Annotated in this window: 20 protein-coding genes and 4 pseudogenes; 14 read left to right on the forward strand and 10 right to left on the reverse strand. The window is 55.3% G+C overall.

The annotated features are described in order from the left end of the window. Positions 1 to 22: 22 nt before the first annotated feature. Genes nodC through ACM5SV_RS02055 form a run of 3 tightly spaced genes read right to left on the reverse strand, consistent with a single transcriptional unit; the run spans position 23 to position 2,560 of the window. Positions 23 to 1,300, reverse strand: a complete 1,278-nt coding sequence (nodC, locus tag ACM5SV_RS02045; RefSeq protein WP_131586633.1) for a chitooligosaccharide synthase NodC — start codon at positions 1,298 to 1,300, stop codon at positions 23 to 25. A 22-nt stretch (positions 1,301 to 1,322) separates the two neighbouring features. After that, positions 1,323 to 1,973 carry a chitooligosaccharide deacetylase NodB gene (gene nodB / locus ACM5SV_RS02050; RefSeq protein WP_131586635.1) on the reverse strand — a complete coding sequence of 217 codons (651 nt, stop codon included), beginning with the start codon at positions 1,971 to 1,973 and terminating at the stop codon, positions 1,323 to 1,325. Continuing rightward, a complete protein-coding gene (locus ACM5SV_RS02055) occupies positions 1,970 to 2,560 on the reverse strand; it encodes a NodA family N-acyltransferase (protein ID WP_131586637.1) in 591 nt (196 codons plus the stop codon). Before ACM5SV_RS02055 ends, nodB begins: the two co-directional genes overlap by 4 nt. Positions 2,561 to 2,817: 257 nt before the next feature. On the opposite strand from ACM5SV_RS02055, the gene nodD1 reads away from it, so the two are divergent. The 8 genes and pseudogenes from nodD1 to ACM5SV_RS02095 form a co-directional block, all read left to right on the forward strand. After that, the gene (nodD1, locus tag ACM5SV_RS02060; protein ID WP_131586639.1) at positions 2,818 to 3,750 is read left to right on the forward strand and encodes a transcriptional regulator NodD1; all 933 of its coding nucleotides are present in this window, start codon (positions 2,818 to 2,820) and stop codon (positions 3,748 to 3,750) included. A 656-nt stretch (positions 3,751 to 4,406) separates the two neighbouring features. Beyond that, on the forward strand, positions 4,407 to 4,685 hold the full coding sequence (locus ACM5SV_RS02065; RefSeq protein WP_077988156.1) for an acyl carrier protein: 279 nt from the start codon (positions 4,407 to 4,409) through the stop codon (positions 4,683 to 4,685). After that, positions 4,686 to 5,897: a beta-ketoacyl-[acyl-carrier-protein] synthase family protein gene (locus tag ACM5SV_RS02070; protein ID WP_131586641.1), complete on the forward strand. Its 1,212-nt coding sequence runs from the start codon at positions 4,686 to 4,688 to the stop codon at positions 5,895 to 5,897. 379 nt (positions 5,898 to 6,276) lie between these two features. After that, complete coding sequence (gene nodL, locus ACM5SV_RS02075; protein ID WP_003551796.1) at positions 6,277 to 6,849, forward strand: nodulation O-acetyltransferase NodL; 573 nt, start codon at positions 6,277 to 6,279, stop codon at positions 6,847 to 6,849. 571 nt (positions 6,850 to 7,420) lie between these two features. Continuing rightward, a complete protein-coding gene (gene glmS, locus ACM5SV_RS02080; RefSeq protein ID WP_131586643.1) occupies positions 7,421 to 9,247 on the forward strand; it encodes a glutamine--fructose-6-phosphate transaminase (isomerizing) in 1,827 nt (608 codons plus the stop codon). 77 nt (positions 9,248 to 9,324) lie between these two features. After that, entirely contained in the window at positions 9,325 to 9,810 is a 486-nt protein-coding gene (locus ACM5SV_RS02085; RefSeq protein ID WP_003551781.1) for a MaoC family dehydratase, read from the forward strand. Between the two features lie 167 nt (positions 9,811 to 9,977). After that, positions 9,978 to 11,426: an efflux transporter outer membrane subunit gene (locus ACM5SV_RS02090; RefSeq protein ID WP_131586645.1), complete on the forward strand. Its 1,449-nt coding sequence runs from the start codon at positions 9,978 to 9,980 to the stop codon at positions 11,424 to 11,426. A 202-nt stretch (positions 11,427 to 11,628) separates the two neighbouring features. Beyond that, positions 11,629 to 11,989 (forward strand): annotated as a pseudogene (locus ACM5SV_RS02095) (IS110 family transposase); the annotation flags it as partial. Here the strand turns inward: ACM5SV_RS02095 and ACM5SV_RS02100 are convergent. The 4 genes and pseudogenes from ACM5SV_RS02100 to ACM5SV_RS02115 all read right to left on the reverse strand — a co-directional run. After that, a pseudogene (locus tag ACM5SV_RS02100) lies at positions 11,968 to 12,477 on the reverse strand (ATP-binding protein); the annotation flags it as partial. The pseudogenes ACM5SV_RS02095 and ACM5SV_RS02100 sit on opposite strands and share 22 nt — an antisense overlap. After that, the gene (locus ACM5SV_RS02105; RefSeq protein WP_419425047.1) at positions 12,398 to 12,742 is read right to left on the reverse strand and encodes a Mu transposase domain-containing protein; all 345 of its coding nucleotides are present in this window, start codon (positions 12,740 to 12,742) and stop codon (positions 12,398 to 12,400) included. The gene ACM5SV_RS02105 and the pseudogene ACM5SV_RS02100, both read right to left, overlap by 80 nt. A gap of 356 nt (positions 12,743 to 13,098) precedes the next feature. Further along, positions 13,099 to 13,953 (reverse strand): calcium-binding protein, encoded by an 855-nt coding sequence (locus ACM5SV_RS02110; protein ID WP_003551775.1) that lies wholly within the window; start codon positions 13,951 to 13,953, stop codon positions 13,099 to 13,101. A gap of 313 nt (positions 13,954 to 14,266) precedes the next feature. Then, positions 14,267 to 14,461, reverse strand: a pseudogene (locus ACM5SV_RS02115) (SfnB family sulfur acquisition oxidoreductase); the annotation flags it as partial. A gap of 938 nt (positions 14,462 to 15,399) precedes the next feature. Here ACM5SV_RS02115 and ACM5SV_RS02120 point away from each other — a divergent pair. Further along, positions 15,400 to 16,050 carry an outer membrane protein gene (locus ACM5SV_RS02120; RefSeq protein WP_131586686.1) on the forward strand — a complete coding sequence of 217 codons (651 nt, stop codon included), beginning with the start codon at positions 15,400 to 15,402 and terminating at the stop codon, positions 16,048 to 16,050. Positions 16,051 to 16,075: 25 nt separating this feature from the next. Here ACM5SV_RS02120 and ACM5SV_RS02125 read toward each other — a convergent pair. After that, positions 16,076 to 16,183, reverse strand: a pseudogene (locus ACM5SV_RS02125) (IS6 family transposase); the annotation flags it as partial. A gap of 362 nt (positions 16,184 to 16,545) precedes the next feature. On the opposite strand from ACM5SV_RS02125, the gene ACM5SV_RS02130 reads away from it, so the two are divergent. Next, the gene (locus ACM5SV_RS02130; protein WP_131586647.1) at positions 16,546 to 17,289 is read left to right on the forward strand and encodes a helix-turn-helix transcriptional regulator; all 744 of its coding nucleotides are present in this window, start codon (positions 16,546 to 16,548) and stop codon (positions 17,287 to 17,289) included. A gap of 756 nt (positions 17,290 to 18,045) precedes the next feature. Here the strand turns inward: ACM5SV_RS02130 and ACM5SV_RS02135 are convergent. Next, positions 18,046 to 18,633 carry a phage tail protein gene (locus ACM5SV_RS02135; protein WP_245505357.1) on the reverse strand — a complete coding sequence of 196 codons (588 nt, stop codon included), beginning with the start codon at positions 18,631 to 18,633 and terminating at the stop codon, positions 18,046 to 18,048. A gap of 121 nt (positions 18,634 to 18,754) precedes the next feature. After that, on the reverse strand, positions 18,755 to 19,450 hold the full coding sequence (locus ACM5SV_RS02140; protein WP_419424981.1) for a protein rhiA: 696 nt from the start codon (positions 19,448 to 19,450) through the stop codon (positions 18,755 to 18,757). A 543-nt stretch (positions 19,451 to 19,993) separates the two neighbouring features. On the opposite strand from ACM5SV_RS02140, the gene ACM5SV_RS02145 reads away from it, so the two are divergent. The 4 genes from ACM5SV_RS02145 to nifH all read left to right on the forward strand — a co-directional run bounded on the left by ACM5SV_RS02145 (position 19,994) and on the right by nifH (position 24,210). Further along, positions 19,994 to 20,560, forward strand: a complete 567-nt coding sequence (locus ACM5SV_RS02145) for an acyl-homoserine-lactone synthase (protein WP_131586653.1) — start codon at positions 19,994 to 19,996, stop codon at positions 20,558 to 20,560. A gap of 336 nt (positions 20,561 to 20,896) precedes the next feature. Then, positions 20,897 to 21,055, forward strand: a complete 159-nt coding sequence (locus tag ACM5SV_RS02150; RefSeq protein ID WP_003551761.1) for a hypothetical protein — start codon at positions 20,897 to 20,899, stop codon at positions 21,053 to 21,055. A gap of 73 nt (positions 21,056 to 21,128) precedes the next feature. After that, on the forward strand, positions 21,129 to 22,727 hold the full coding sequence (locus ACM5SV_RS02155; RefSeq protein ID WP_131586655.1) for an asparagine synthase-related protein: 1,599 nt from the start codon (positions 21,129 to 21,131) through the stop codon (positions 22,725 to 22,727). Between the two features lie 589 nt (positions 22,728 to 23,316). Then, positions 23,317 to 24,210 carry a nitrogenase iron protein gene (gene nifH, locus ACM5SV_RS02160; RefSeq protein WP_003551759.1) on the forward strand — a complete coding sequence of 298 codons (894 nt, stop codon included), beginning with the start codon at positions 23,317 to 23,319 and terminating at the stop codon, positions 24,208 to 24,210. Positions 24,211 to 24,285 lie beyond the last annotated feature (75 nt).

Raw genomic sequence — 24,285 nt, forward strand, 5'->3', positions numbered from 1 at the left:
TTGAGCTGCGGTGACGAGTTCATCACTCGCCACTATAAGCAATTTCAGATGTCGCCCGCCCTGGCATTTTAATAGCGCCCTGCTGACCAACAGCGGACGCAGTAGAGACTGATCCGCGCGACAGCCATGCGCTATTGGATAAGGTACAAAGGGCATAGGCCTTCAAGGGAATTAAGAGAAAGATGTTCAGGAGCGTGTGGAGAGCAAAACCCAGAAACCTAAGTTCGCGGGCACGATAGGCAGCCACGCTACACCGTACAAGGGTCATGGATCCAATGACCAGGATCGTCCACCAGGGTACTGTGGCGGTCAGCGCAAACTGACCAATTCCTGTCAATACCGACAGCGCAAGAAGTAAAAGGCCGACATTTTGCCCGATTGCGTCCAGCGTGAGATATCGATCGAGACCTGGTAGTACGGGAAGCGCAAGCAAAGTATCCCGAAAAGTGCTGCGTGCCCACCGTAGTTGTTGACGCAGATAAACTCCCATTGTGTCTGGAACGACTGTCGCCGCGATGGCGCTCGGAACATACTCAGTTCGAAAGCCTGCGCTCAGCATGAGAATCGTCAAATGGCGATCTTCGCCGAAGTCACTCGGCTTGCCGCGATAAAGCTGCGTCTCGTACTGATCAAGCAGCGAAAGCATAGCAGACCGACGGTACATCGCACATGGGCCGCAGCAACACATAACTGCACCGAAGCGAGCTTGCGCCGCGCGCTCCTCATTGCAGGCAAGCCAGTACTCCATGTCAATCAAGCGAGTTAGCCAGGTGTCCGCCTGGTTGCTGGCTTTCATTTGGCCCATCGCCGCACCGACTGCTGGATCGCGCATTTTATGGGCAAGCTTCGAGACGACGTCGGGGGCGATCGTGGTGTCTGAGTCCACATTCAAGATGAGGTCCCCAGAGGACTGGGTTATAGCGGCGATTTGCGCTTTGCGCTTTCCCACATTTTTAGGGAGAATTGTGAACTTGAATCTCTCATCGTCTGCATAGACAGCGCGCTGAGCCACAACCGCGTCGCGATTTTTGGAACCGTCGTCGACTACATAGATGCGCAATTTTCCGGCATAATCTTGCTCCGCAAGCGACGCGAGGCATTCCGAAAGAACGATTGGGTCCTCGTTAAAGCACGGCACAATGACATCAACGCTTGGCACGGGGGTGGCATTGATGTCTTTCGCAGGTGTTGTTGAGATCGTTGTCCGCCGAGCATGAAAGACCTGCGCGCTCTTGTAAACGGTGGAGAGCATTGCATAAAGCGAGACGGCGGCGATGCTGGTTGTTGCGAGCAGGGTCATGGTTTCTCGTTTGTCCAGTGTTTCAGGGAAGTGAACGAATCTCGAATCCGCGGCTATGCAGTGCCGGAATAATTCGAGAGAGTGCTAAAAGCGTCTGGTCACGCAGTCCGGCAAGCGAGCATTGCTCAACCTCATCGGGAGGACACCCGTCGTGCAAAAGCACGATTGCCCCAGGTCGAGCAGCAGCAAGCACCTCATCAACGATCACGTCGACGCCCGGGCAAGACCAGTCTCTAGGGTCGGCCGACCAGTGAACGGCTCCAAGTCCAGCCCTCATCGATGCTGAAAGCACGTCTTCAGTCCAAACCCCGTAAGGCGCTCGTAAGTGCCGGACCAAGGCTTGGGGACAGGCCGAGACAATAGCTTGATGCGCCTCGTCTATTTCACGTTTGACATCCTTGGGATCGCAGGTGGCGAGGTCGGGATGCGTCATGGTATGATTGGCGACATCATGACCTTCCGCCACAAGACGCCGAATGAGGTCGGGGTGATCCTTCACGTATGAACCGATAGCAAAAAATGTCGCCGGGACGCAGTGCTCAGCTAGAACATCAAGGATTTGCGGCGTGCAGAATGGGTTAGGACCATCATCGAACGTCAAGTAAACGCAGCGATCTTCCTGGCCGCTTGTGTGATTGACCGGTACTTCGCTCATATAGGCAGGCCGCTTCATAGTTCCGACCCGTTTCGTTCAATCAACGAGCCCGCAGGCCATTCCGTCATCGGACGGTCGACGGGAACTACCAATACGAGGACATCTTCAGTGCGCGTGGCTGGCAGGTCGGAATGCGCGTCTGGAAGCGTGGAGCGCACACGCAGCCCGGTCATGATATTGGCGGTACCGTCTCGGCAGTACCTTTCCATATGATTCCGCATGGCGTGGCGAACTGTTCCAAAAGCAAATGGAACGCTCAACTCGCGCAGAACCGGAAACATGGCGCGGACCGAGTGAGCGATGCCTAATCCTTCTAGATCCGGTCGCACTCCGTACAGGCCTAGCTCGGCCACAAGCAAATCAGTCGTACCGACCCTTATGAAGCGGCGTAACAAGCCCATGTGGCTAGCGACGCCGCGGGAGTCATATGCGATTGCGCGGCGTTCGGGTCTCGCACCACCCCAGCTTCGGCCAGTCTCGAACGGCTTGGCATTGAAAGCTCCCGTCGGCCCATAGGTCTTGCAAAAGAAATCAGCGAGTTCCGCGTGGTCTGAAGCTTCCAGCTCATTTTCCCAGCATATTTTCCACCGCACTTCAGAAGACATCCAAAAGCTCCACGTTGTTTCTTCACCCAGCCACGATCAAAGCTGCGCGAGATTGTTGCGCATGACGATTGGATTGTCGGTTAGACAATCGAGCGGTTAGGAGAAGTAAAGAATTGAAAACGGGCCCTCGCCCGGCATTTCGATTTTTCGTTCCCGGCCTTGATATTGATCAAGTTCCGGCTTTTCTATAAGCGATCCGAAAGATTGGTAAAATTGATTGTTTGGATGGCAATCATCTATGGAATGGATATACACTTATGCGTTTTAAAGGCCTTGATCTCAACCTTCTTGTAGCGCTCAACGCTCTAATGACCGAGCGCAAGCTCACAGCAGCGGCACGCAGCATCAACCTCAGCCAACCCGCCATGAGCGCTGCCATCTCCAGGTTGCGCGCCTATTTCAACGACGAGCTTTTTATCATGCAGAGACGGGAGCTAATTCCGACCCCGCGTGCGGAGGCACTCGCCCCCGCTGTTCGCGATGCTCTCTTGCATATTCAGCTCTCCGTCATCGCATGGGATCCAATAAACCCCGCTGAGTCCGATCGCCGATTCAGAATTATCCTTTCAGACTTCATGGCACTGGTCTTCTTCGACAAGATCATCTTGCGCTTAGCTCGAGAGGCGCCGGGGGTCAGCTTCGAGTTGCTGCCACTTGACGACGATCCTGAGGAGCTTCTCCGCCGTGGGGATGTTGATTTTCTGATCCTTCCGGATCTATTCATGTCTGGTGCCCATCCGAAGGCAAGGCTTTTCGAAGAGGAACTGGTGTGTGTCGGCTGCCCTACGAACGAGCAGCTGCCAGCGAAGCTCTCCCTGGAGCAATATATGTCCATGGGGCATGTTGCGGCTAAGTTCGGACGTGGTCTTAAGCCTTCTGTTGAGCAATGGTTATTGCTGGAGCACGGCTTCAAGAGGCGTATTGAACTCGTCGTGCCGGGGTTTAACTTGATCCCGCCGTTGCTCGCAGGCACCAACCGAATAGCAACCATCCCACTCCGGCTGGTCAAACATTACGAACAAACTATCCCCTTACGGATCATCAAGCATCCTTTGCCACTTCTTTCGTTCACTGAGGCTGTCCAATGGCCGGCTCTTCACAACACTGATCCTGGAAACATATGGATGCGAGAGATTATGATTAAAGAGGCTTCGCGCATGGAATCTGAGATGAAAGGTTGTACGTCGTAAGCGACCCCGCCGGGGTCATTTCACAGCTGCAGCAGTTAGATGGGCGCTGATCATTGGAACCTATGCATTCGGTCCCCAAACGAGGCATCACGTTACAGGCAGGCCCCGCTGCCTCAGCTCATCTAGCGTAGCCATTGTGCCGAGAGCGATCGTTTCTACCTGAGAAGTTGCCATTTGTCTGCTTTCCCTGGCTTAATGCAAAAGTGATCAGAACTTTATTCCTGTCACTTATGTTCGGCTCATTGCTGAAAACCAGCATCACGTCGCGGCGACTTCCCCGACCTCCCGCACATGCTTCCTGCGCCGCACTGACAACGCGCTGGCGCGGGAAAGCGGCCAAAGCTCAATGCTTTCGAACCGCGTAATCACGCTTTTCCTCGAGGATTAGCAACTGCGCTGGCGCATGAATTCAACTGCGGCAAAGCCCGAGCTAAATCCATAGCGTGGATGCTTTTGATCCACACAATCAATTTTACCAATCATTCCGTATGATCCATAGCAGGGTAACCGCGCGATGACGTTCCGGTAAGTTTATCGGTATCTCTCGTCACTTCGCAGACGAGCCGGAGCATCTTCCGATGTTAGCAGAAATTAGATCGAGCCTTCTCGCAAGGCCGTCGGCTTGTCGAAATTAGGCATGATGGAAAGGAATACAAATGGCTGATCAACTCACACTGGAAATTATCAGTGCGATCAATAAGCTCGTCAAAGCTGAAAACGGCGAGAGAACGACCGTAGCGCTCGGCGAAATAACGACTGACACTGAGTTGACTTCGCTTGGCATCGATTCGCTGGGTTTGGCCGATGTCCTTTGGGATCTGGAGCAAATCTACGGCATTAAGATCGAGATGAATACGGCCGATGCCTGGTCGAACCTCAACAATATCGGCGACGTGGTGGAAGCCGTCCGTGGCTTGCTCACCAAGGAGGTCTGAATGGACAGGCGCGTCGTTATCACCGGATTGGGCGGACTGTGCGGACTGGGCACCGATGCTTCCTCTATCTGGACGGAGATGCGCGAAGGCCGCTCCGCCATCGGACCGATCTCAAACTCAGAGATTCATGAGCTGAAGGGGATGATCGGGACCGAGATCAAGGTGCTGCCTCAACACGACATTGATCGCAAGCAGCTCATCTCCATGGACCGCTTCAGCCTGCTTGCCGTGCTTGCAGCTAAAGAAGCCATGCGACAGGCCGGCGTTTCGTGCGATGAAGGAAATGCCCACCGTTTCGGCGCGACAGTGGGCGTTGGCTTTGGCGGCTGGGACGCTACCGAGAAGGCCTACCGCACCCTCCTGTTGGGCGGCGCGACCCGCACTGAGCTATTCACTGGGGTAAAGGCAATGCCTAGCGCGGCTGCCTGTCAGGTAAGCATGAACCTCGGGCTGCGGGGGCCAGTCTTCGGTGCCACCTCTGCCTGCGCCTCGGCCAACCATGCGATCGCTTCAGCGGTAGATCAGATCAAGCTCGGTAGGGCGGACGTTATGCTAGCTGGAGGAAGCGACGCGCCACTCGTGTGGATCGTGCTTAAGGCATGGGAAGCAATGCGGGTACTCGCTCCAGATACTTGCCGGCCATTCTCCGCCGACAGGAAAGGACTAGTTTTAGGCGAGGGTGCGGGCATGGCCGTGCTGGAAAGCTATGAGCATGCTGCCGCCCGCGGTGCAACGATGCTTGCCGAGGTCGCCGGCATCGGCCTTTCCGCCGATGCCTACCACATAGCTGCACCAGCTGTACATGGGCCGGAGGCGGCGATGCGCGCCTGCCTTGTCGATGGGGGTTTAAATGCCGAGGATGTAGACTACCTCAACGCCCATGGCACCGGCACCAAGGCCAACGATCAGATCGAAACGACGGCGATTAAGCGCGTTTTTGGTGACCATGCTCGATCGATGTCCATCTCTTCTACCAAATCCACTCACGCTCACTGCCTCGGGGCAGCAAGTGCGCTCGAAATGATAGCCTGCGTGATGGCGATCCAAGAAGGTGTCGTGCCGCCGACCGCCAACTATCGCGAACCAGACCCCGATTGCGATTTGGACATCACGCCAAATGTGCCCCGGGAGCGCAGGGTGCGCGTGGCCATGAGCAACGCTTTCGCCATGGGAGGCATGAATGCTGTCCTTGCGTTCAAGCAGGTGCAATGAAGTGAAGACCGTCACGACTAACCGTTGTAAGACCAGCGGCACATGCTTGAAGCAGGCACCCCCGATTCCCGTCAGCAAGATCTAGCTCCAATTCCCCAGATACTCGCGCATCTGAAAAATGGTCCTCCGCTCAGCCACGTTATTCAGCTTTCACGTGTCGCGGGGGAGCTGGAGCCTGACTATTCTCGTCGCGGGAGTTCTCACTCGGCTCGCCGGTCGACTAAAGTTGACGCCTCATCCTTTCTGCCACGAACAAGGAGTGTTACTATGAATTCCACCTCCGCCTCCGCCCGATATCGTGCCAGGTGCTAGCTAGCTTGATCGCGAAGTAGTCGCATTCAAGTACCGTCCTCCCGCGAACAAGATGTGAGAAGTGACGATGACACGCAGCCAAAAAGAGAAGATGCTGGCAGGCGAAATGTACAACGCAGCGGACCCCGAGATCCAAGCCGAGCTGCTCCTCACCGGGGCTTGGTTGAAGCGGTATAATGACACGCTGGGCGACTCCGCCGAGCGGTGGAATGGGCTCCTTTTAGAACGACTGGGGGCAGTCGGGCTTGGAGCGGTTATTCGTCCTCCGTTCCACTGCGATTACGGGTTTAACATCCGGATCGGAGCTTGGGTTTACATCAATTACAACTGCGTCATTCTTGACGTGGCAGCGGTAACTATCGGTGACGGAACCGCAATAGGGCCTGCTGTGCAGATTTACACCGCGGACCATCCACATGATCCAGAGCAGCGCCAGGCTGGACTGCAGTTGGGACGACCTGTCAGCATTGGCAGGCACGCCTGGATTGGCGGTGGAGCAATCATTCTCCCGGGCGTGACAATTGGCGATCACGCTGTCATTGGCGCTGGTAGTGTGGTCACGCGAGATGTTCCTGCAGGAAGCACGGCCATGGGAAATCCAGCTCGGGTCAAGGCTGGTGGACGCTTGCCGAAATCATAAAAGCAGGCGTTGGGGTAAATCCGGCGGTAAAGGGGTAGCTTCTTTGCTTCTGCGAACGGACTTCTGGCCGCCATGGCCCTTTCGATTCCAACTGTCGGCACTTTCACTCTGACGCCCTCTTTGCAAATGCGGCTGGGCAGTCCTGCTGACCGATTCGTGATCACGTTTGCATGCAAAGCGGCAACTACGCCTTAGGGTCAGCCCGCAGACACATACCGCTTCACCTGCAGAAAGACGAATTGCCTTTCAGTCCGTGCGCCGACGAAAGACAATTGGCGGCATGTCGTCGGCAAATAGCAATTCCTGTTGGCGCGAACATTTTCAGAGGCAGGCGCCCAACACCCCGCGCGTAGCTTATCAGTCGACACTTTGCAGAAGGCATCGTTCGCTGCCCACAGCGTCTAACCGACGCAACCCGAGTGCGCGACATCCATATCGTGGATGATAGCTATCGCAACAATCAATTTTACTAATCTGGTTGGATTTAATAGCACCCGCTGGAGGACACGCACCGAGCGGCGTCCGCCTTCCTGATTACCGGTCGGGGGCTCTTGGGACTTGGGTGACGAGCATGTGTGGGATTGTTGGCATAGTGGGACGGAAGCCCGTGTCGGAGCGGCTGATCGAAGCCTTGGAGCGACTGGAATACCGTGGCTATGATTCAGCCGGCGTTGCTACGATCTTCGAGAGAGAATTGCACCGACGCCGCGCAGAAGGCAAGCTCGTGAACCTTAAAACGAGATTGAAAAAAGAGCCCCTGAGCGGCACCGTCGGCATCGCCCACACGCGCTGGGCGACCCATGGCGCACCGACAGAATGCAACGCACACCCGCATTTTGCCGATGGCGTTGCCGTTGTTCATAACGGCATCATCGAAAATTTCTCCGAGCTGAAGGACGGATTGGCAGAGGTAGGGGCCAAGTTCCAGACCGACACGGATACCGAGGTGATTGCGCATCTCCTGACAAAATTCCGTCGGGATGGCATGGGATGCCTTGAGGCCATGCATGCCATGCTGAAGTGCGTTAAGGGCGCCTTCGCTCTTGCCATCCTGTTTGAGGATGATCCCGCGACCATTATGGTAGCGCGCAATGGACCACCATTAGTGATAGGCCATGGCGATGGTGAGATGTTTCTAGGCTCCGACGCGATCGCTCTTGCTCCGTTCACCAATGACATCACATATCTGAACGATGGCGATTGGGCTGTTGTAGGCAAAACGAGTGTCCAGGTTTTCGATATCGAAGGCAAAGTCGTTACGCGCCCGCGGCACAGATCGATTGCTACCGCCGACCTGGTCTGCAAGGGCAATCACCGGCACTTTATGGAGAAGGAAATCTACGAGCAACCGGAGGTCATTGCCCGTGCTCTTGGTCACTACATCAATGTCAACGATAGTCATGTCACAACGCCTTCAACCGACATCGATTTCGCCGGGGTTGAGAGCCTCGCGATCGCCGCCTGCGGCACGGCATATCTTGCGGGGTTGATTGGCAAATATTGGTTCGAGCGCTACGCACGCTTAATGGTTGAAATTGATGTCGCCTCTGAATTCCGTTATCGAGAAATCCCGTTGTCGCCGCGGTCAGCAGCTCTCTTCATCTCTCAGTCTGGTGAGACGGCTGACACGCTTGCATCGCTGCGCTATTGCAAAGCACAGGGTCTGAGAATAGGCGCTATCGTCAATACCCGAGAATCAACTATTGCCCGCGAGGCAGATGCCATCTTTCGGATCCTCGCCGGGCCAGAGATCGGCGTTGCTTCTACCAAGGCATTCACTTGCCAGCTTGCTGTTCTCGCGGCGTTAGCCATCGGCGCAGGCAAGGCGCGGGGCACAATCACAGTCGACGAGGAACAAGTGCTCGTCCAAAGTTTGGCGACGTTGCCGAGCGTTATGCGACAGGTGCTGAACGACATCAAGCCGGGGATCGACCTCTTGTCACGGGAATTGTCGAATTACCGCGACGTGCTCTATCTCGGCCGCGGCACGAGTTTCCCATTGGCCATGGAAGGTGCGCTGAAGCTCAAGGAGGTTTCCTATATTCATGCTGAAGGTTATGCGGCAGGAGAATTAAAACACGGTCCGATCGCCCTGATCGATGAAAATATGCCAGTCATCGTCATCGCGCCACATGATCGGTTCTTCGATAAAACTGTCTCCAATATGCAGGAAGTGGCCGCGCGCGGCGGCCGCATCATTCTGATCACCGACGAGACGGGAGCTTCGATGTCAAAGCTTCCCACCATGCACACTATCGTATTACCCGATGTTGCGGAGATTATCGCGCCGATGATCTTTTCTCTGCCGCTGCAGCTTCTTGCGTATCATACCGCGGTCGTTATGGGGGCAGATGTGGACCAGCCGCGGAATCTCGCTAAATCAGTCACAGTCGAATGATTGTGACGATTGGTTAGATCGCAAATCGCCTCCGAGAAAATCCACGACTTGATCAGACATCAAATAAGTGAGGTCGTATGCACGAACTTTCGCTCGCCGACGTGCCGTCGCGAATTGGCCAGGAACTCGGTAAGTCCGAATGGATCACCGTCGATCAAACTACAATCGATCTCTTTGCCGATGCGACACACGATCATCAATTCATCCACGTGCACCCGGAACGCGCGGCAGTCGAAACCCCGTTTGGTGGCACCATCGCTCATGGCTTCCTGACACTCTCGCTTCTGTCGGCGATGAACTTCAGCGGCATGCCAAGGATCCGCGAGCAAACCTTGGGCCTTAACTACGGCTTAGACCGGGTACGTTTCATGTCACCGGTTAAGACCGGCAGCCGTGTGCGCGGTCGCTTCGTTCTCTCTGAATGTCAATTTCGCGGCGCAAGCATGCTGGTGACCACTTACGAGGTGACGGTCGAGATCGAGAACGAGAACCGACCGGCACTCACCGCTAATTGGATCACTATCATTCAGTTTGATCCGAACGACAGGCCTAAAGGGATTTGACGCCAGCTCGCGCCAGCGGGTGTCGACTTGTTGTTTTGGCTGCACGCGATTTTGTAGTGTCACGCCGGAATTCTCGATCTGCTGCGTCGGTAATTGCGCGCTGGCATCATCCTTCGGGCAGGCGAAACGGGTTTGACTTGAATTTCGCTGTAATAGAGGCTGATTGATTGCATTCGTTCCGTCTGGCCGCTGCGGTGTTGCCGCTACTTTTGTCATCTTGCATGCTCGGGCCCGACCATGCACCGCCGGAAACGCCTTTACCGGAGAAGTTTTCCGAGGGTGCAAAACAGAGCGCCGGCGATGTTGCGGTGTCGGCGTGGTGGGATTCGTTTTCAGATCGTACGCTCGACCAGTACGTTGCCTCCGGCCTGGATGAGAACCTCAGTGTTCAGCAGGCGCTCGAAAGGGTTAATGCCGCCGCCGCGGACGTCACCATCGCTGGCGCCGGGGGCCTTCCCAAGGCATCACACACGACAAGCGGCGAGATCGGCAAAGGGGGAGATGTCACGAGCACACAGAATGTCTCGAGCGTGCAACTATCGTTGACCTGGCTGCTGGACGTATTCGGTCAGTACCGGCGCAGCACTGAAAGCGCACTGGCTTCTCTTGATTCTGCGCATGCGGCTGTCGACGCCGCAAAGCTAGCTCTAATCAAAGATCTTGTTTCCTCCTACATCGACGCCCGGTACTACCAGCGGCGCATCTCGATTTCCCGAGCGAACCTGAAGTCGCGCCAGGAGACCTACGATTTCACGAATTTTCAAGTCGAAGCGGGAGCGGCTTCCCGGCTGGATGTCTTGCAAGCCGAAGGACTTGTCCGATCGACGATTGCCGAAATACCAAGGCTAGAACTGAATTTTCGCGTGTCGGCGCATCACATTGCGGCCCTCCTCGCTTTGCCGTCGGAAACAGTGATCAAGCAACTGCAGAAAAGTGAAGGGCAGCCGGTCTATCGCGGAAAGATCAATGCCGGCATTCCCGCCGATCTTATTCGCAATCGATTCGATATTCGCCAGGCTGAACGGGATCTCGCCGCCGCGACTGCACAGATCGGCGTGGCGGAAGCACAGCTTTACCCCGCGATAACGCTCTCCGGCTCGATCACCCCTTCCTATACCAAGCAGCGCGGCCGTCACGGGGGTATCTTGAAATGGTCCTTCGGGCCGAGCCTCGACCTACCAATTCTGGACGGCGGCCGTTTGCGGGCAAACGTGGAGACTTCTAAATCGGACGCCGCAGCAGCCTACATAAGCTGGAAATTAACCGTCCTGACAGCTGTGCAGGAAGTCGAGGACGCTTTGACAGCCGTCCGACGCGACGTTCACACAGAGAACTCACGTCGCAGGCAAGTAGAAACGATCGAAGAAGCACTGAAGCTTTCGACGGCCTCGTACATGGATGGCGCCTCTTCTCTCCTCGATGTTCTCGAAGCGCAAAGGCAGGTGTCCAGCGCTCAGGCGAGCCTCGCTGCGGCGATCCAACAACTGGCCAAGGATCACGTGCGGTTGAATGTAGCAATCCGCGGTGGTTTTGCGGCTCCCAAAGTCGCGTCACCCAGGGAGGCCTCGACGGTTGCAGCCGCAAATGCAAACATCCAATCCGCACATTCGCAATAGCCGAGCGCTGGATGCGGGATGGTTTAACCTGATCACGTCATTAGCGCGCCAGCGCCTGAGTTGTATTGGCGCCGGCCGGGAGGTCGTCCAATCGCGGCACATGCCCTTCACCACCTCCCGCTTACGAGCAGGGCTTAGAGCTAATGGGATGGTCCGCCCTGTCTCCCGAGAGCATAACGGAGGTGGGCAAAGGAGGGCTGAAATTATGGATCGCAACCAACTGCGCCAATGCGCCGTCTTCGGCATCGATATCGGAAAGAACCTCTTCCACGTGGTCGGCCTGGATAGTTCCGGCGCGAGACGCTACTGCAGTTCTTCGAACGAGCGAACAGAACGCTTGTCGAATGGAATCCCGTCCGGGTTCCCAATGGCTTGCGCCAAGTTGCAGACGATGGGGCATTCCGTCCGCATCATCCCGGCGCAGTGAAGTCTATGTAAAATCGAACAAGAATGACATCATCGATGCTGCGGCGATCGCAGAAGCTGCAAGGCGACCGACGATGCGCTTCGTTGGCATTAAGCAAGCCGATCAGGTCGATCTTCAGATGTTGCATTGGGTGCGTATTCCGATGAAACCGGCCACCGATTCCGATTTGAAGCCGGCCATTTTTCGGGCTGATCCTGGGTCTGTTTGATGTTTGGATCGGGTTTTGTGCCACGTCAAGCTTTGCTGTGTTTCAAGCGCCATCGGTGAACGCTGTTTGCGCATACTTTCGCCAATGAGATCGATGCCTCGGCGTTGTGAACGAGGCGATCCAGTATCGCATCGGCGGCGTTGGGTTTGAAATAATTTCCCACCAGCGATCCAGGGGCACCTGGCTTGTGACGATCGTCGAGCGACGCTCGTAGCGGTCTTCGATGATCTCGAGAAGATCGCGGCGCTGATCATCGCTGAGTTTTTCCGGTCCCAGTCATCGAGGATCAGCAGGTCGGTCTTAGCGATAGATTTGGGGATTCTGCCGTATCGCCCGTCACCCCTTGCAAGCGCGAGCGTGGCGAACAGCCGGGGAACGCGGTGGTATGCAACGGAGAAATCCTCGCGGCATGCTTTGACCGATGGATGCGCCCCAGCGCCGAAAGCGATCTGGTATCCACTCAGCGTATCGCCGGTGGGAACTGGGCATGTGATCTGGGTCGGTTCCATGACGACAGCCGCCATAGCGGCGCTGATGGACGGCGATGCGCTTGCCGCGGTAAAAGATCTCGATGGTTCGCGCCGTTGCTCTAAGATCGACCTGCTGGCGAATGAGGGCATGGGGGACGGAATAAAGGAAGCTTTTGAACTCGACGTGATAATCGGTCGAGACACGGACCAGACGCCATTCGGCGAATTCGTAGTTTCACCCGGGAGGCTAGCGAGCGCAGCACGTTCGACACGTTCAAATACTTGCCGCCGGGTAACACCCAATCGACGCATGAGGTGATCGTTGATGCGATCAAGTGCCAATAGCGGCATTGGCCTCAGCCAGCGAGAAGAAAGTCAGCTTGCGCAACCGCCCCAGGATGCAGGTGGCGCATGGCGCCGTCGTCATCGGCGACGAGAACTTGTTTCAATGGCGTACCTTTACTGGTGCAGTCGATCAATAAATCACGTCGTTTCTATTTTCAGTTCCCTGCGCCACGTTGGGAAAGAGAAGCGCCCCAAGGGTGGAACGCTCCTCGGATCTTCGAATTAAATGAAGCCGAAATTTTCCGCCGTAAGCGAGGTAAGATCCGACATGTCGTGCAGATTGTCGACATGAGCGAAGGCATGCGCGTGGTTCGCAGAATCGACATAGGCTAGTGTCGCACCGTGAGTTTTGCCATCTTGACCGAGAGTTTTTTCGTCATGGTAGACAATGATGTCACCGGGGACTTCGTCGTGAATAGCGGTCGCGGCGGCAGAGCCAGACGTGAACCCTCGATCCGTGATTACCACGACGTGCTGACCGTGCGCTTTCGCGGCCTCGCCATTGTAGAAAGTGTCCACAAATTCGCCTGGGAAACCCTTCGAGTGGTTGATGAAATTTGCGCCAAACAGATCCCCTTTGCCGAAGTCACCGGCGTCCATGACAAAACGGTCTTGCTTCGGGTCGAAATCCGTCACAGTCGTATACCAGTGCGTTGTTCCAACCATAGGATCGTGGAACCGGAACACGAAGGCGTCGCCGTCTTCGCCGCCAGTCAGAACATCTGCGCCGTCGCCGGCCACCAGGGTATCCCTTCCCTTACCGGCGTCGAGCCTGTCGTCGCTCTCGCCGCTATGTGGTATTACGCGGCGCACTTCGAAGGGGTTGAAGGCTTCGATTGAGCCGTCGCTATACAGGAGGTCGTCACCAGGACCAGCATGGACTATGTCTGAGCCATCCCCCGCATAGACAATGTCATGGCCGTCACCGGCCTCGATCGTGTCGTGGCCGCTTCGAGCCACAATCCGATCATCGCCGCCACCGGCTTTGATCCAGTCATTAAGATTGCGTGCATAAATTGTGTCGTCGTCATCGGATCCGTTAATAAAGGGGCTGTTATCAGTGCCTTTGATCATCATCTCAAATACTCCTTATGAGGCAACGGGTGCCGCCTGTGCCCCTTATCTTTTCCAAGAGCGATTTAGTGAAATCCATTGTTTTGATATGAACGATTTGAATGACGGATGCCGCAATGTTTATCTCGGCCGAACGGTGCGCTCTTCGTGGATGGCCGGGAATATGAAAAAGACTTGGGGCAATGACAATCGGCGGCCAAGCAGTGGCAACACTGTCCGAGACGCCTCGTGGCGAAGGCGAAACTTCCTCCCTCGTATACGCTGCAGACAAATCTGCAGAGCACCTGATCTCAGGGTGCTTTGCAGGTCGAAAACGTCAGCTCCAGGCATGGAGCGGTGGCTTCTCGCCATTCAGGAAATACTTACCCAAAATGGCGTACTTCCAGCGGACCGGGTCGTGCAGAGTATGGGTGCGGGCGTTGCGCCAGTGGCTATCAAGCCCGTGCTCTGTAAGTTTGAGCGCGTTGAGTATCTTCGCTTCGGCGGTAACGATCTGGGCTTCCGCAACGGTTCAGGAAGAACAAATTGGCGATGCTGATCACCAGCAGGAACAGCGCCGAGATACTGGTCTCGACGACGCCGTCAATGTTGTGAATATCCTCAAGCCGACCCGACGCGTCCCTATGACACGCTTCTCCACCACGGTGAGCCCAACACGGCTGGGTGGGAGTCGGACGGGCGTCTCACCCATCACTCGCGAGTTGCCCAGACGGCAGAGCCGGCCTCGGGATCGGGCATGGCACCGCAGGGTCGGCAGCCGCTCGGCCCCACCCAGTGGCTGACCGACGATCATATCACTGCGAAATACAGGCTCCTGGACTCGCTGCGGATTACAGGCTCCTGGACCAGGAGTGGCAGGGACGCTCTGCGGATCTGGCCGCCCGGACGAGCGTCGTGAATTCTGTCGTGGCATAAGCTCAGCTACAGTCGCGCTTTCGTTGTGCGAGCCTAATTTTGTTGGCGCGGCAAATGCTTGTGCCACCAGCTGGAAAATAAACCATAATATATATGAAAATATATTGTCGTATATTTTCCTTTAAACGGTGAAGTATCAATCCATTCCCGTTTTTGATATAACATAAACGAATATATTCTTAAATATATCCTCTGCGTCTCTTGTCTTAAATCAGGTAATTGTAGAGAGTCTGCTTATGAAAGAGGTTTGACAATGCTGAAATATTCAACAGGCGAAGGGCTGTCGCAGGGAGGAACGTCGGCTATGGTCCAGGGGGAAGGCTCCAGCACAGCAGGGACAACGCCTCCTATGTCCCAAAGAGCGTCGGGTCGACCCAAGACCCAGCGGACGCGATGCGAAACTTGATCCAGTCGAGCGATTTGGCTTTTCTCATGGAAGCTGATGATGCCCTCTCCGCGGGTAAGGCGGGGCCTGCAGACTTTGGGCGTCCAGCCCAGCACCGGATGTTAGTTTCGCTCGTTATGGAGTTACATATGTCGCTAATTAAAAGAAAAATCTTCTCCGTAGGTGTCTTGACGCTAATGGCATGCGGCGCGTCGGCGGCCGATCTAGCTGACCACAGCGTTCCGAGCGCCCCCTCTTATGACGCACCGGGAACCTTCTCGTGGGCCGGGGCTTACGCCGGTCTTCATGGAGGTGTCGCAGCCTCCAAATTCAACCCGTTCAACAATGGTCGCGCCCCAGCGGTGGGCGCTCAGGTAGGTTACAATTTCCAGGCTGGATCGGGCGTTTTCGGCGCCGAACTGGAAGGCTCTTACTTGAACAACGAAGTGCGTGTGCCCGGCGGCAACGTGGAAAGCCGCTTCCGCGGCGGCGCGAAAGCGAAGGCTGGCTTGGGCTTTGATCGCACTTTCGTCTACGGCACCGCGGGCGTCACAACGACCGAGTTCGAGGGCCGCCGCCTCGTATCCGGATCGGACAAACGGAAATCCGGGCCGGATAGCTGGAAACAGGGCTACCTCTTCGGTGGCGGCGTCGAGCACGCGTTTTCGGGCGGCGTGTCGGCAAAGATCGAGTACAACTACGTCATTAACAACGCCGTCCCGACCACGAGCGGAGGCATCAGCTCGAAGTCCGACCTCAACGATAATGTAATTGAGGCGGGCCTTAACTTTCGCTTCTGACGAACTCGTCTGAAGCCTTGAGCAAACGCAAACACCAGGCAACCGCCCGCACGATCGGCCATGCCTCGAAATGCCGGCCCTTGAAATCTTCTATCGGTTGCCGCTTCAGCTTTTCGGTAATCGCATTCAGAATCGTCGGCTCGCTCCACAACTTTTGGAGGGACAATCTCTCGTCCCATGGTCCACATACCGTTAAGCGCCCAAATTTGCCACAGGCCCTGCTTCGAAGTTGTCAGTCATCTGCCGTACGGTTCCGAGTCAATGCCAAGCTATAGCGATCGGGCTGACGCACTCGGTTAAAATTGACGGCTCGAATTGTTTTTCAGACGAGCGGCGCCAAACGGTTGCCGACGACGATCCCGTCTGGAAGATGCGCTTTTTGGTTGTATATATCAAGGGTATCTAATATGGTTTTCAGAGTTAGCCGCCCACCGAACTGGGCACTTACTGCTTAGATGTGACGAAGTTAATCTTGCGCCGAACCGGGAGGTTGTCGTGAAGGAAGAATCCTCAGCGGTCTCGAATCTGGTGTTCGATTTCCTGTCAGAGTCAGCCAGTGCAAAGAGCAAAGACGATGTGTTACTCCTACTTGGAAAAATTTCACAATATTTCGGGTTTAGTTATTTCGCGATATCCGGCATCCCCTCGCCTCCGGAGCGAATTGATCCCTATTTCGTATTGGGCAATTGGTCAGCCGGGTGGTTTGATCGCTATCGTGAAAACAACTATGTCCACGCCGACCCCATAGTGCAGCTTAGCAAGACATGTGATCACGCATTTGTTTGGTCGGAAGCTCTGCGAGATCAAAAACTCGCTCGGCAGAGCCGTCGTGTCATGAATGAGGCACGCGAATTCAGGTTGATTGACGGCTTTAGCGTTCCTTTACACACTGCCGCCGGGTTTCAATCGATTGTCAGTTTTGGAGCGGAAAGGGTAGAGCTCTCAACCTGCGACCGAAGCGCGCTCTATCTGATGGCGGCTTACGCGCACAGCTTGCTCCGCGCCCAAATTGGGAATGATGCCAGTCGAAAGATTCAGGCCTTACCCATGATCACAACGCGAGAGCGCGAAATCATCCATTGGTGTGCCGCAGGCAAAACAGCAACAGAGATCGCAACGATTCTCGGACGATCCCATCGAACCATTCAAAATGTCATTTTGAACATCCAGCGAAAGCTCAATGTGGTTAATACACCTCAGATGATTGCCGAAAGCTTTCGTCTCAGAATCATTCGCTGAAACATATGCAGATTCGGGCACTTCAAAGATCGGGCCTGTTGGATCACGACAACCATCATGATCAGATAGTAGCCCCGTTGAAATGCAGAGCTAAATTTGCGCCTGAATTGATAGACAGGCGCAACACAGTTTTCGGTGGCTCGAGCAGAGAGCATCCATTGGGTGGCTGCGAGGACGTGCTTTGAATTTGTTTCCTCAGAAGTCGTCCAATGACCACCTACCGCCAGACGGCCCCCCCGAATTGACCAGTCGCGTCTTTTGGGGTGATCCCCGACAGATCGCAGTGGTTGGCATTTTCTGGTCGGGCAGCTTGGATTAGCCGCGCACTTTTGACCGGCGCATTTATCATGCAATACGCGTTAAAGCGTGCGGGTAGCCCTGGCAATGTATTCGCCAGGTTACCATTTGGTCTGCAGTTGACGCTTGCCCCCTCCAAACGTCCGGATGGATCCACGGGCTCACCGCTGAAGTCGCATGTTTTCCCGGTTGACGTTCCCGGATTTCCAACCGGGCCGGCAAGCGTGACGCCGCGGATCACAATGCCAGTTTCTACGGGCTTCGCTGCGACCTTGCCTTTTTGATGCTCCTCAGCCGCGGCCGCCTGCGCGAAGGTGACCGTCAGAGCGAAAGCAGCTAGGCATCCGAAAGCTCTCAAAGTAGCAGTCATTAAAACTTCTCCTCTTTTGCCGGCCGGCAAGATGTCGCTTCCGGACCGATGTCTCTGAATCGAATGAAAGGACCTGCGCCCCTTTCAAGTTACCGAAATTTGATCAGGTAGTTCACGGCCACGTTCTTGGGACGCGTCTCAAGAGCGGTGCGTGCCGGACTTTCCGGCGCGCCTGTCGATTTGCTTGAAATGGAAGTTCCCGCGGCACTGCCCTGTTGCGAAATTCCCGACGGCGTCGTTATCTCATAGGGATGCAAATGAATTTGCAGAGCATCGCATTGGAGTGATCCAACAACATTTGCAACATTATTGCCAGTTGGATCTAGCCGTCGTTTCGCGTCGGGGTCCATACCGGCACCGGCATCGAAACCGCGCAGGAACAGTCCACGGTAGTCTGGAATCCGAAATTCCAGATCGGCCGTAGAATTCCGCTCTCCATAGAGTCCACCGAGAACGGCGTAGAGTTCTGGATAGGCGGCTGCCTTGAGATAGCGCCCATCGCAAAGTATCCATCCCTGGGCTTCGACGTAGCTGATAGGAGCTTCCGCATTTGTACCCGCAGCCACGCCAGAGCTTGCGCAGGGTGTGTTGCTCCAGATCGTATTGACCGAGCTCGAGATAGGGGCAACTTGCCCTGCAAAGGGACAAATCGCACCGATTGGAGGCCCTGCAAACATCGTTGGTTCCTCGGGCAATATTGATGTGTGAGGAAAGGAGTGCCAATTATCAGCAACAACAGGCACTCCCATGTATTAGTTCCGCCCTGACGGGCGGAGCTGAAGCCAATTCACCCTGCCATCAAGCCGGGTTGACGTCCCAGGTATTGTCCTCTTGGAGCACGCCTACGAGATTGAAGACGGCAGAGGGAAACTTGGCTTCCCTGGTCTGGGTGATCGTGTCGATGCTGAGCACCGACCCGATAGTGACATTCGTTCCCGCCGCAATCCAATAGCTCGGAGTTGGCGTGAACGTGTGGAGCAGATTGGTGCCCGCTTGTGCAACATAAGTCCCTGTTCCGGACATGCCGATGCCCACGGAGAACCGGTTGTTTGGCACATTGCCAGCATCGTTGATGACCAGTGATCCTGCAGGATCCCCCTTGATCGGCGCGGTCAGGCCAGGTCCATCGCTTAATGAAAAAGTAGTGGTGTTTCTCCCGCTGGGGCTGCAGTCCTCCACCCCGGAGGCAAAAAAGTCCACGCCAGGAATCAGTTGTCCCGTGTCGCTCCAGACGAAATTATAGGCGAGCTCCCAAGTGAACTTGATTTGATTGCCAACCCGAATTTGATACGGAGAGCAGAACCATGCCAAGGAGAAGACATTGGCAACAGGTTGAGTCATCTTTTGATAGACATAGAAGGTCCAAGGTTGCGCCGATTGATTCTTCAGCAATAACGAATATTGCGTTCCTTGGGCAAGCGCTGCGCTTCCCGGCTGTGATGCACGGGCATGATCCGTCATTTCCTTGTCTACGTAGCTGACATGCAAGGACATTTAACTCTCCCTTTCCATTGATTTTCTGTCTTCACGCCAGGACTGGTCCAATCGCTTGGACCGCTTCTTGGCCCAGCTCCAACTGAGGCGAGTGTTATTGGAGACACCAATTCAGCTATAATCATTTCCGGGTGACGTAAATGAGTAGATTTACTCCCTGACAGACCACGATTAACCCATAGGCATGCCCCCGAAACCCGGGACGGTAAGAGCGGCCGAAGTCTATTTGGTCGGTAGCAGATAAGCACCGGCCGAGATGGCTTTCTAACGTGATCCCATCAACGAAAAGCGGCCTGAGAGGCGGCTTGATCGAGTCCCTGGCGTCTTTGACGCACACCATATGCTCTGCAAATTTACTCTAGCGGTACGAGATGATGGCATTCTTGAGCCCGTTTTGGCGATCTTTCCGTTACCGCCATTTCCCATGCCGCGCGGATTGTCTGATTTCAAACTATGGTTCCGCGACCTGGCGCAGAGATGAGTATTTCTACTCATTTTGGAGGACAGTAAGATCGTGCATAGTGATCCGGGGGTCAGCGAGCGATGATCAAGATTTGCATTGGGCACTCTCGGGCTAACGCCGTAATCATGGAGAAAATCTGGCGATTTCGACACCAGCAATTTGTGGAACGACGTGGGTGGGAGGCGTTACGCAAGAGTGACAGACGGGAAATAGATCAGTTTGATCACGATTGCGCTATTCATTTTAGCGTTCTCAAGAACGATGCGGTGATCGGGTATTCTCGGCTCCTTCCTACTGTGCAGCCACATCTTCTATCAACCGTCTACCCGCAAATCATGCGAGGTCAAAAGTGGCCAAGGTCGCACGACGTTTTCGAATGGACGCGGTGGGCGATTGCAAGCGGTGACGAAAAGATTGACGGGATTCCAATATCGCGTGTTCTGATGATCGGGTTGATGGAGTTTTGCCGTGCTGCCGGAATCACCTCGCTCATCGGCGAAACGCACCCAAAGCTGATAAACTCGTTGCGCACCAATGGGTGGCGAACACACATCCTCTCAGAGCCTAGCATTTTCGAAAAAGAATTAGTCGTGCCGCTCGAAGTCATCCCATCGTCCTCTCCGCAGACGTTTTATGCAATTAGCTAGCATAGGGAATTCCGCTCGATGTTTGAACCTTACGGCTCAGGAAGTTTTGGTCACCAATTCGCCGCCAGTCCGGCTCATAAGCGAGCACGAGTCCCTGCCTGGATTTCTGTTGTACAAGCGGCGCCACATCACAATCAGACCCGCTTCTTTACCGGGCGATTGTCGTACGCTCAATGCTTAGGTCAGAGAGCCAACCGCGTAGCCGCCCGGATCGATTGCAGCCAAATAATTTCGCAGTCCATGCCACCCTAGAACGGCATGCGACAGTGTACCTCAGTCAATCGCGTCATTGGCCCCTTAGGGGGACGGCGAGGAAAACCAAAGGAGAGTCATAACATGGAAACGATAACTACCCGCAAGCCAATTGATCCAATCGGCAGCGAGTTGAGCGTCTTTGCCAAGACGCCGCGCGTCGGATCGACCCCTTCGACTACAGAAATTGCTGCCATGATCAAGGGGGGCAAGCCAGGCGACATGGACAAACTGGACGTTTAAGTTTCGTCCGTGTGACCGTCGCCAAGGCGGCGGTCACTGCCCCTTTAGATTTTCATCAAATAAGCGATCACTCATGTTCAAGGGAACGATTGACCGAGGTCATCTCGAGTGCGTGGCTGAGCCCCCGATGGACTCGCTGCCCTACCCCAACATCTCTATCAAGATCCTAGACCATCCTTTGCTCGAGAGCTTCCGGTGGGACACCACTGATCAAATCGTCCTGATCTGTCGCGAGCGTTCCGCCGAAGCGAATGGGCAGGTTGTGGCACTCAGGGATTGGCCGATAGAACGAGCGCATGATTTCTGTGCTTTTGGGCGATGGCCATTGGACTATCAGACAATTTCGATCAATCGCCATTCCGGCACGGTGACCTTCAGCGCCGGACATGGGGGTGTTGCGCCACTTTATATGAAGGTCAGCGGCGAGCGCATTGATCTCTCCTGGTCGATAGCGGACTTTTATTCGGGCATGACTCTCGCCGACGTCGACACGGACCGAGCTGGCCTGCGTCTTGTGGGGACGCTCCCCTATGCAACAACCACGATGTTTCGCGGTGTTTTCATGCTGACGGAGCGCGCGTCACTTTGCATCGACAGGATGGGAGCCGTGGAGACGAAATATCCCCCTCCGGCACCGTATTTCATTCCGACCCCACTTGTGGATGGGGCCGATGTTGCCGCCGCAGCATGCCATTTGATCGACACCCTGCTGCGTCGCTGGCCGCTCACGCCCGCTCTCACGGCTAGCGAATTCAGCGGAGGATTGGATTCGGCGGTCGTTGCCGCCATTTTGGCGGGGCAGCATCCTGACGCCCTGCAAACCTATGCCTTGGAGGTCGAGGGACCAGCTCGTAGTCAACAGACTTCGCGGCGCGAAATAGCAATCGAGCACTTCGGCTTTCGCGACCAAACGCTGCGTGTTGACACGATACCAATGGTTCCGTGTGGGTTCGAAGTGAGTAGCGACTACGTCCCCGCTCCCTACAATGCCGATCTGCAGCGGCCTCTCCATCAACTATTGAAGTCGCTCGCAACTGCCTCAGCCCCGCGGGCGGTCGCAACCGGTACAGGCGGTGATGAGTTGCTAATGGCCCATGCTTTCGAGCAAAATCACGAGCAGTTCGCTCGTAATGTTAGCGATGCATTCCTTCCTGCGATCTTTCCCTCCGCCATGACGCTGGTGCTCAAAAACCAATTGCCCGACTATGCAGCAAGCTGCGATCGGGCACCCTTTCCTATTCTGCCGATCTCGGTACTGGAGGCACACGCCGCGCGGGCTCCTTTGTTTGCGAGCCATGGCATATGGCCAATTAGCCCATTCGCCCAGCCAGAAGCCGTACGATTTTATCGGAGTTTGCCTTTGGCCTGGAGGCACGAAAAGGCGCTGCATCGCCGGATGTTGGAACGGCTTGGATATCCAAAACGGTTCTTCGGAGTTTCTACAAGAGAAAATTTCGAACACTATCTGACCGGCTCGCTGACTATCGGTGCTAGCGAGATCACTAGTCAATTATCCCGCCGTTGCCTGCTGCATGAACTGGGACTGATCGATGCTGACCGCCTGATCGCCACAATAGACGACATCCGATACGATTCTCCGCTTGGCGAGCTCGGCTTTATCTTCCACGCAATTAACGTTGAACACATGCTTCGGCGAATTGACGGAACTTGAAGGAGATCACCCGCTAACGCAGCGGGGACCTCAACACGCCTGGAATTGGTAACCCGTGCATCGCCGCGGAACGAGGCCGATGGGTTCGCTGCCACTTTGAAATGTCGTGCTTCTGGAGCGAGACTTATATGAACATTTGCCATCGCTCGCGCCCAGACGCCGCGTCAATGACATCTTCCTCGTGAAGTGGATCGCTAGCCGTGGCGTAGTCGAGTGACATGACGCTTGATCATCGCCGGAAACAGCCCTTTGCGGCAAGCGATCAGAATTCGTTACTGCTGGTCTGGTGATGGGATACAGGCTGTTCGAACAATGGTCCTAGAAGCTACACATGGATAAATGAGACATCTTGTCGGCTGGTCAGATATTCGACATTGTCATCACCTTTGTCGGTTACGTGACAAGCGTTCCTGTTCTCAATCCCGCATCTTTGCGCCCACATAACTGGAATCGCAGTAAATTATTGTTCGTCATCTCTATCAGCCTGCTTGGCACGAATCTTGTGAGCTATAGCGAGGCAGCGGAACGGCCTCCGCATCCACGTTGCGGGATAACCGCATTGCCTCGAACACATGAAGGAACGCCAAACATGGCAGCTCTGCGTCAGATCGCATTCTATGGAAAGGGCGGCATTGGCAAGTCCACTACATCCCAAAACACGCTAGCCGCCCTTGTGGACCATGGGCAGAAGATCCTCATCGTCGGCTGTGACCCTAAGGCCGATTCTACGCGCCTGATCTTGAACTCGAAGGCCCAGGATACGGTTCTTGATCTCGCTGCAACGAGAGGTTCGGTTGAAGATCTTGAACTCGAAGACGTGCTCAAGGTAGGCTATAAAGGTATCAAATGCGTGGAGTCTGGCGGCCCGGAGCCAGGCGTCGGCTGCGCGGGACGCGGCGTTATCACGTCGATCAACTTTCTCGAGGAGAACGGCGCCTACAACGATGTCGACTACGTGTCTTATGACGTGCTCGGTGACGTTGTGTGCGGCGGCTTCGCGATGCCGATCCGTGAAAACAAAGCTCAGGAAATTTATATCGTCATGTCCGGCGAGATGATGGCGCTCTATGCCGCCAACAATATCGCCAGGGGCATCCTGAAATATGCTGCAGGCGGCAGCGTACGCCTGGGCGGCCTCATTTGTAACGAGCGTCAAACCGATCGCGAACTCGACCTCGCCGAAGCGCTGGCTGCCAAACTCAATTCTAAGCTCATTCATTTCGTGCCACGCGACAACATTGTCCAACACGCCGAGCTTAGAAAGATGACGGTGATCCAATATGCGCCGGACTCTCAGCAAGCGGCCGAGTACCGGACACTTGCCCAAAGAATACATGACAATTCGGGCAAAGGCACCATCCCGACCCCCATCACCATGGAAGAACTTGAGGACATGCTTCTCGATTTCGGGATCATGAAAACCGATGAGCAGATGCTTGCCGAACTTCAAGCCAGGGATGCCAAGTTGATAGCTGCCCAGTGATCACACTGACGCGCAGCGACACGCAAGGCGCCCGCCATCCCGTGAGGGAGGTTTCGCCGATGTGGCTTCAGCCGG

Origin of the sequence: Rhizobium sp. CRRU65 (assembly GCF_048551595.1) — a bacterium.
Classification (GTDB): Bacteria; Pseudomonadota; Alphaproteobacteria; order Rhizobiales; family Rhizobiaceae; genus Rhizobium; species Rhizobium leguminosarum_J.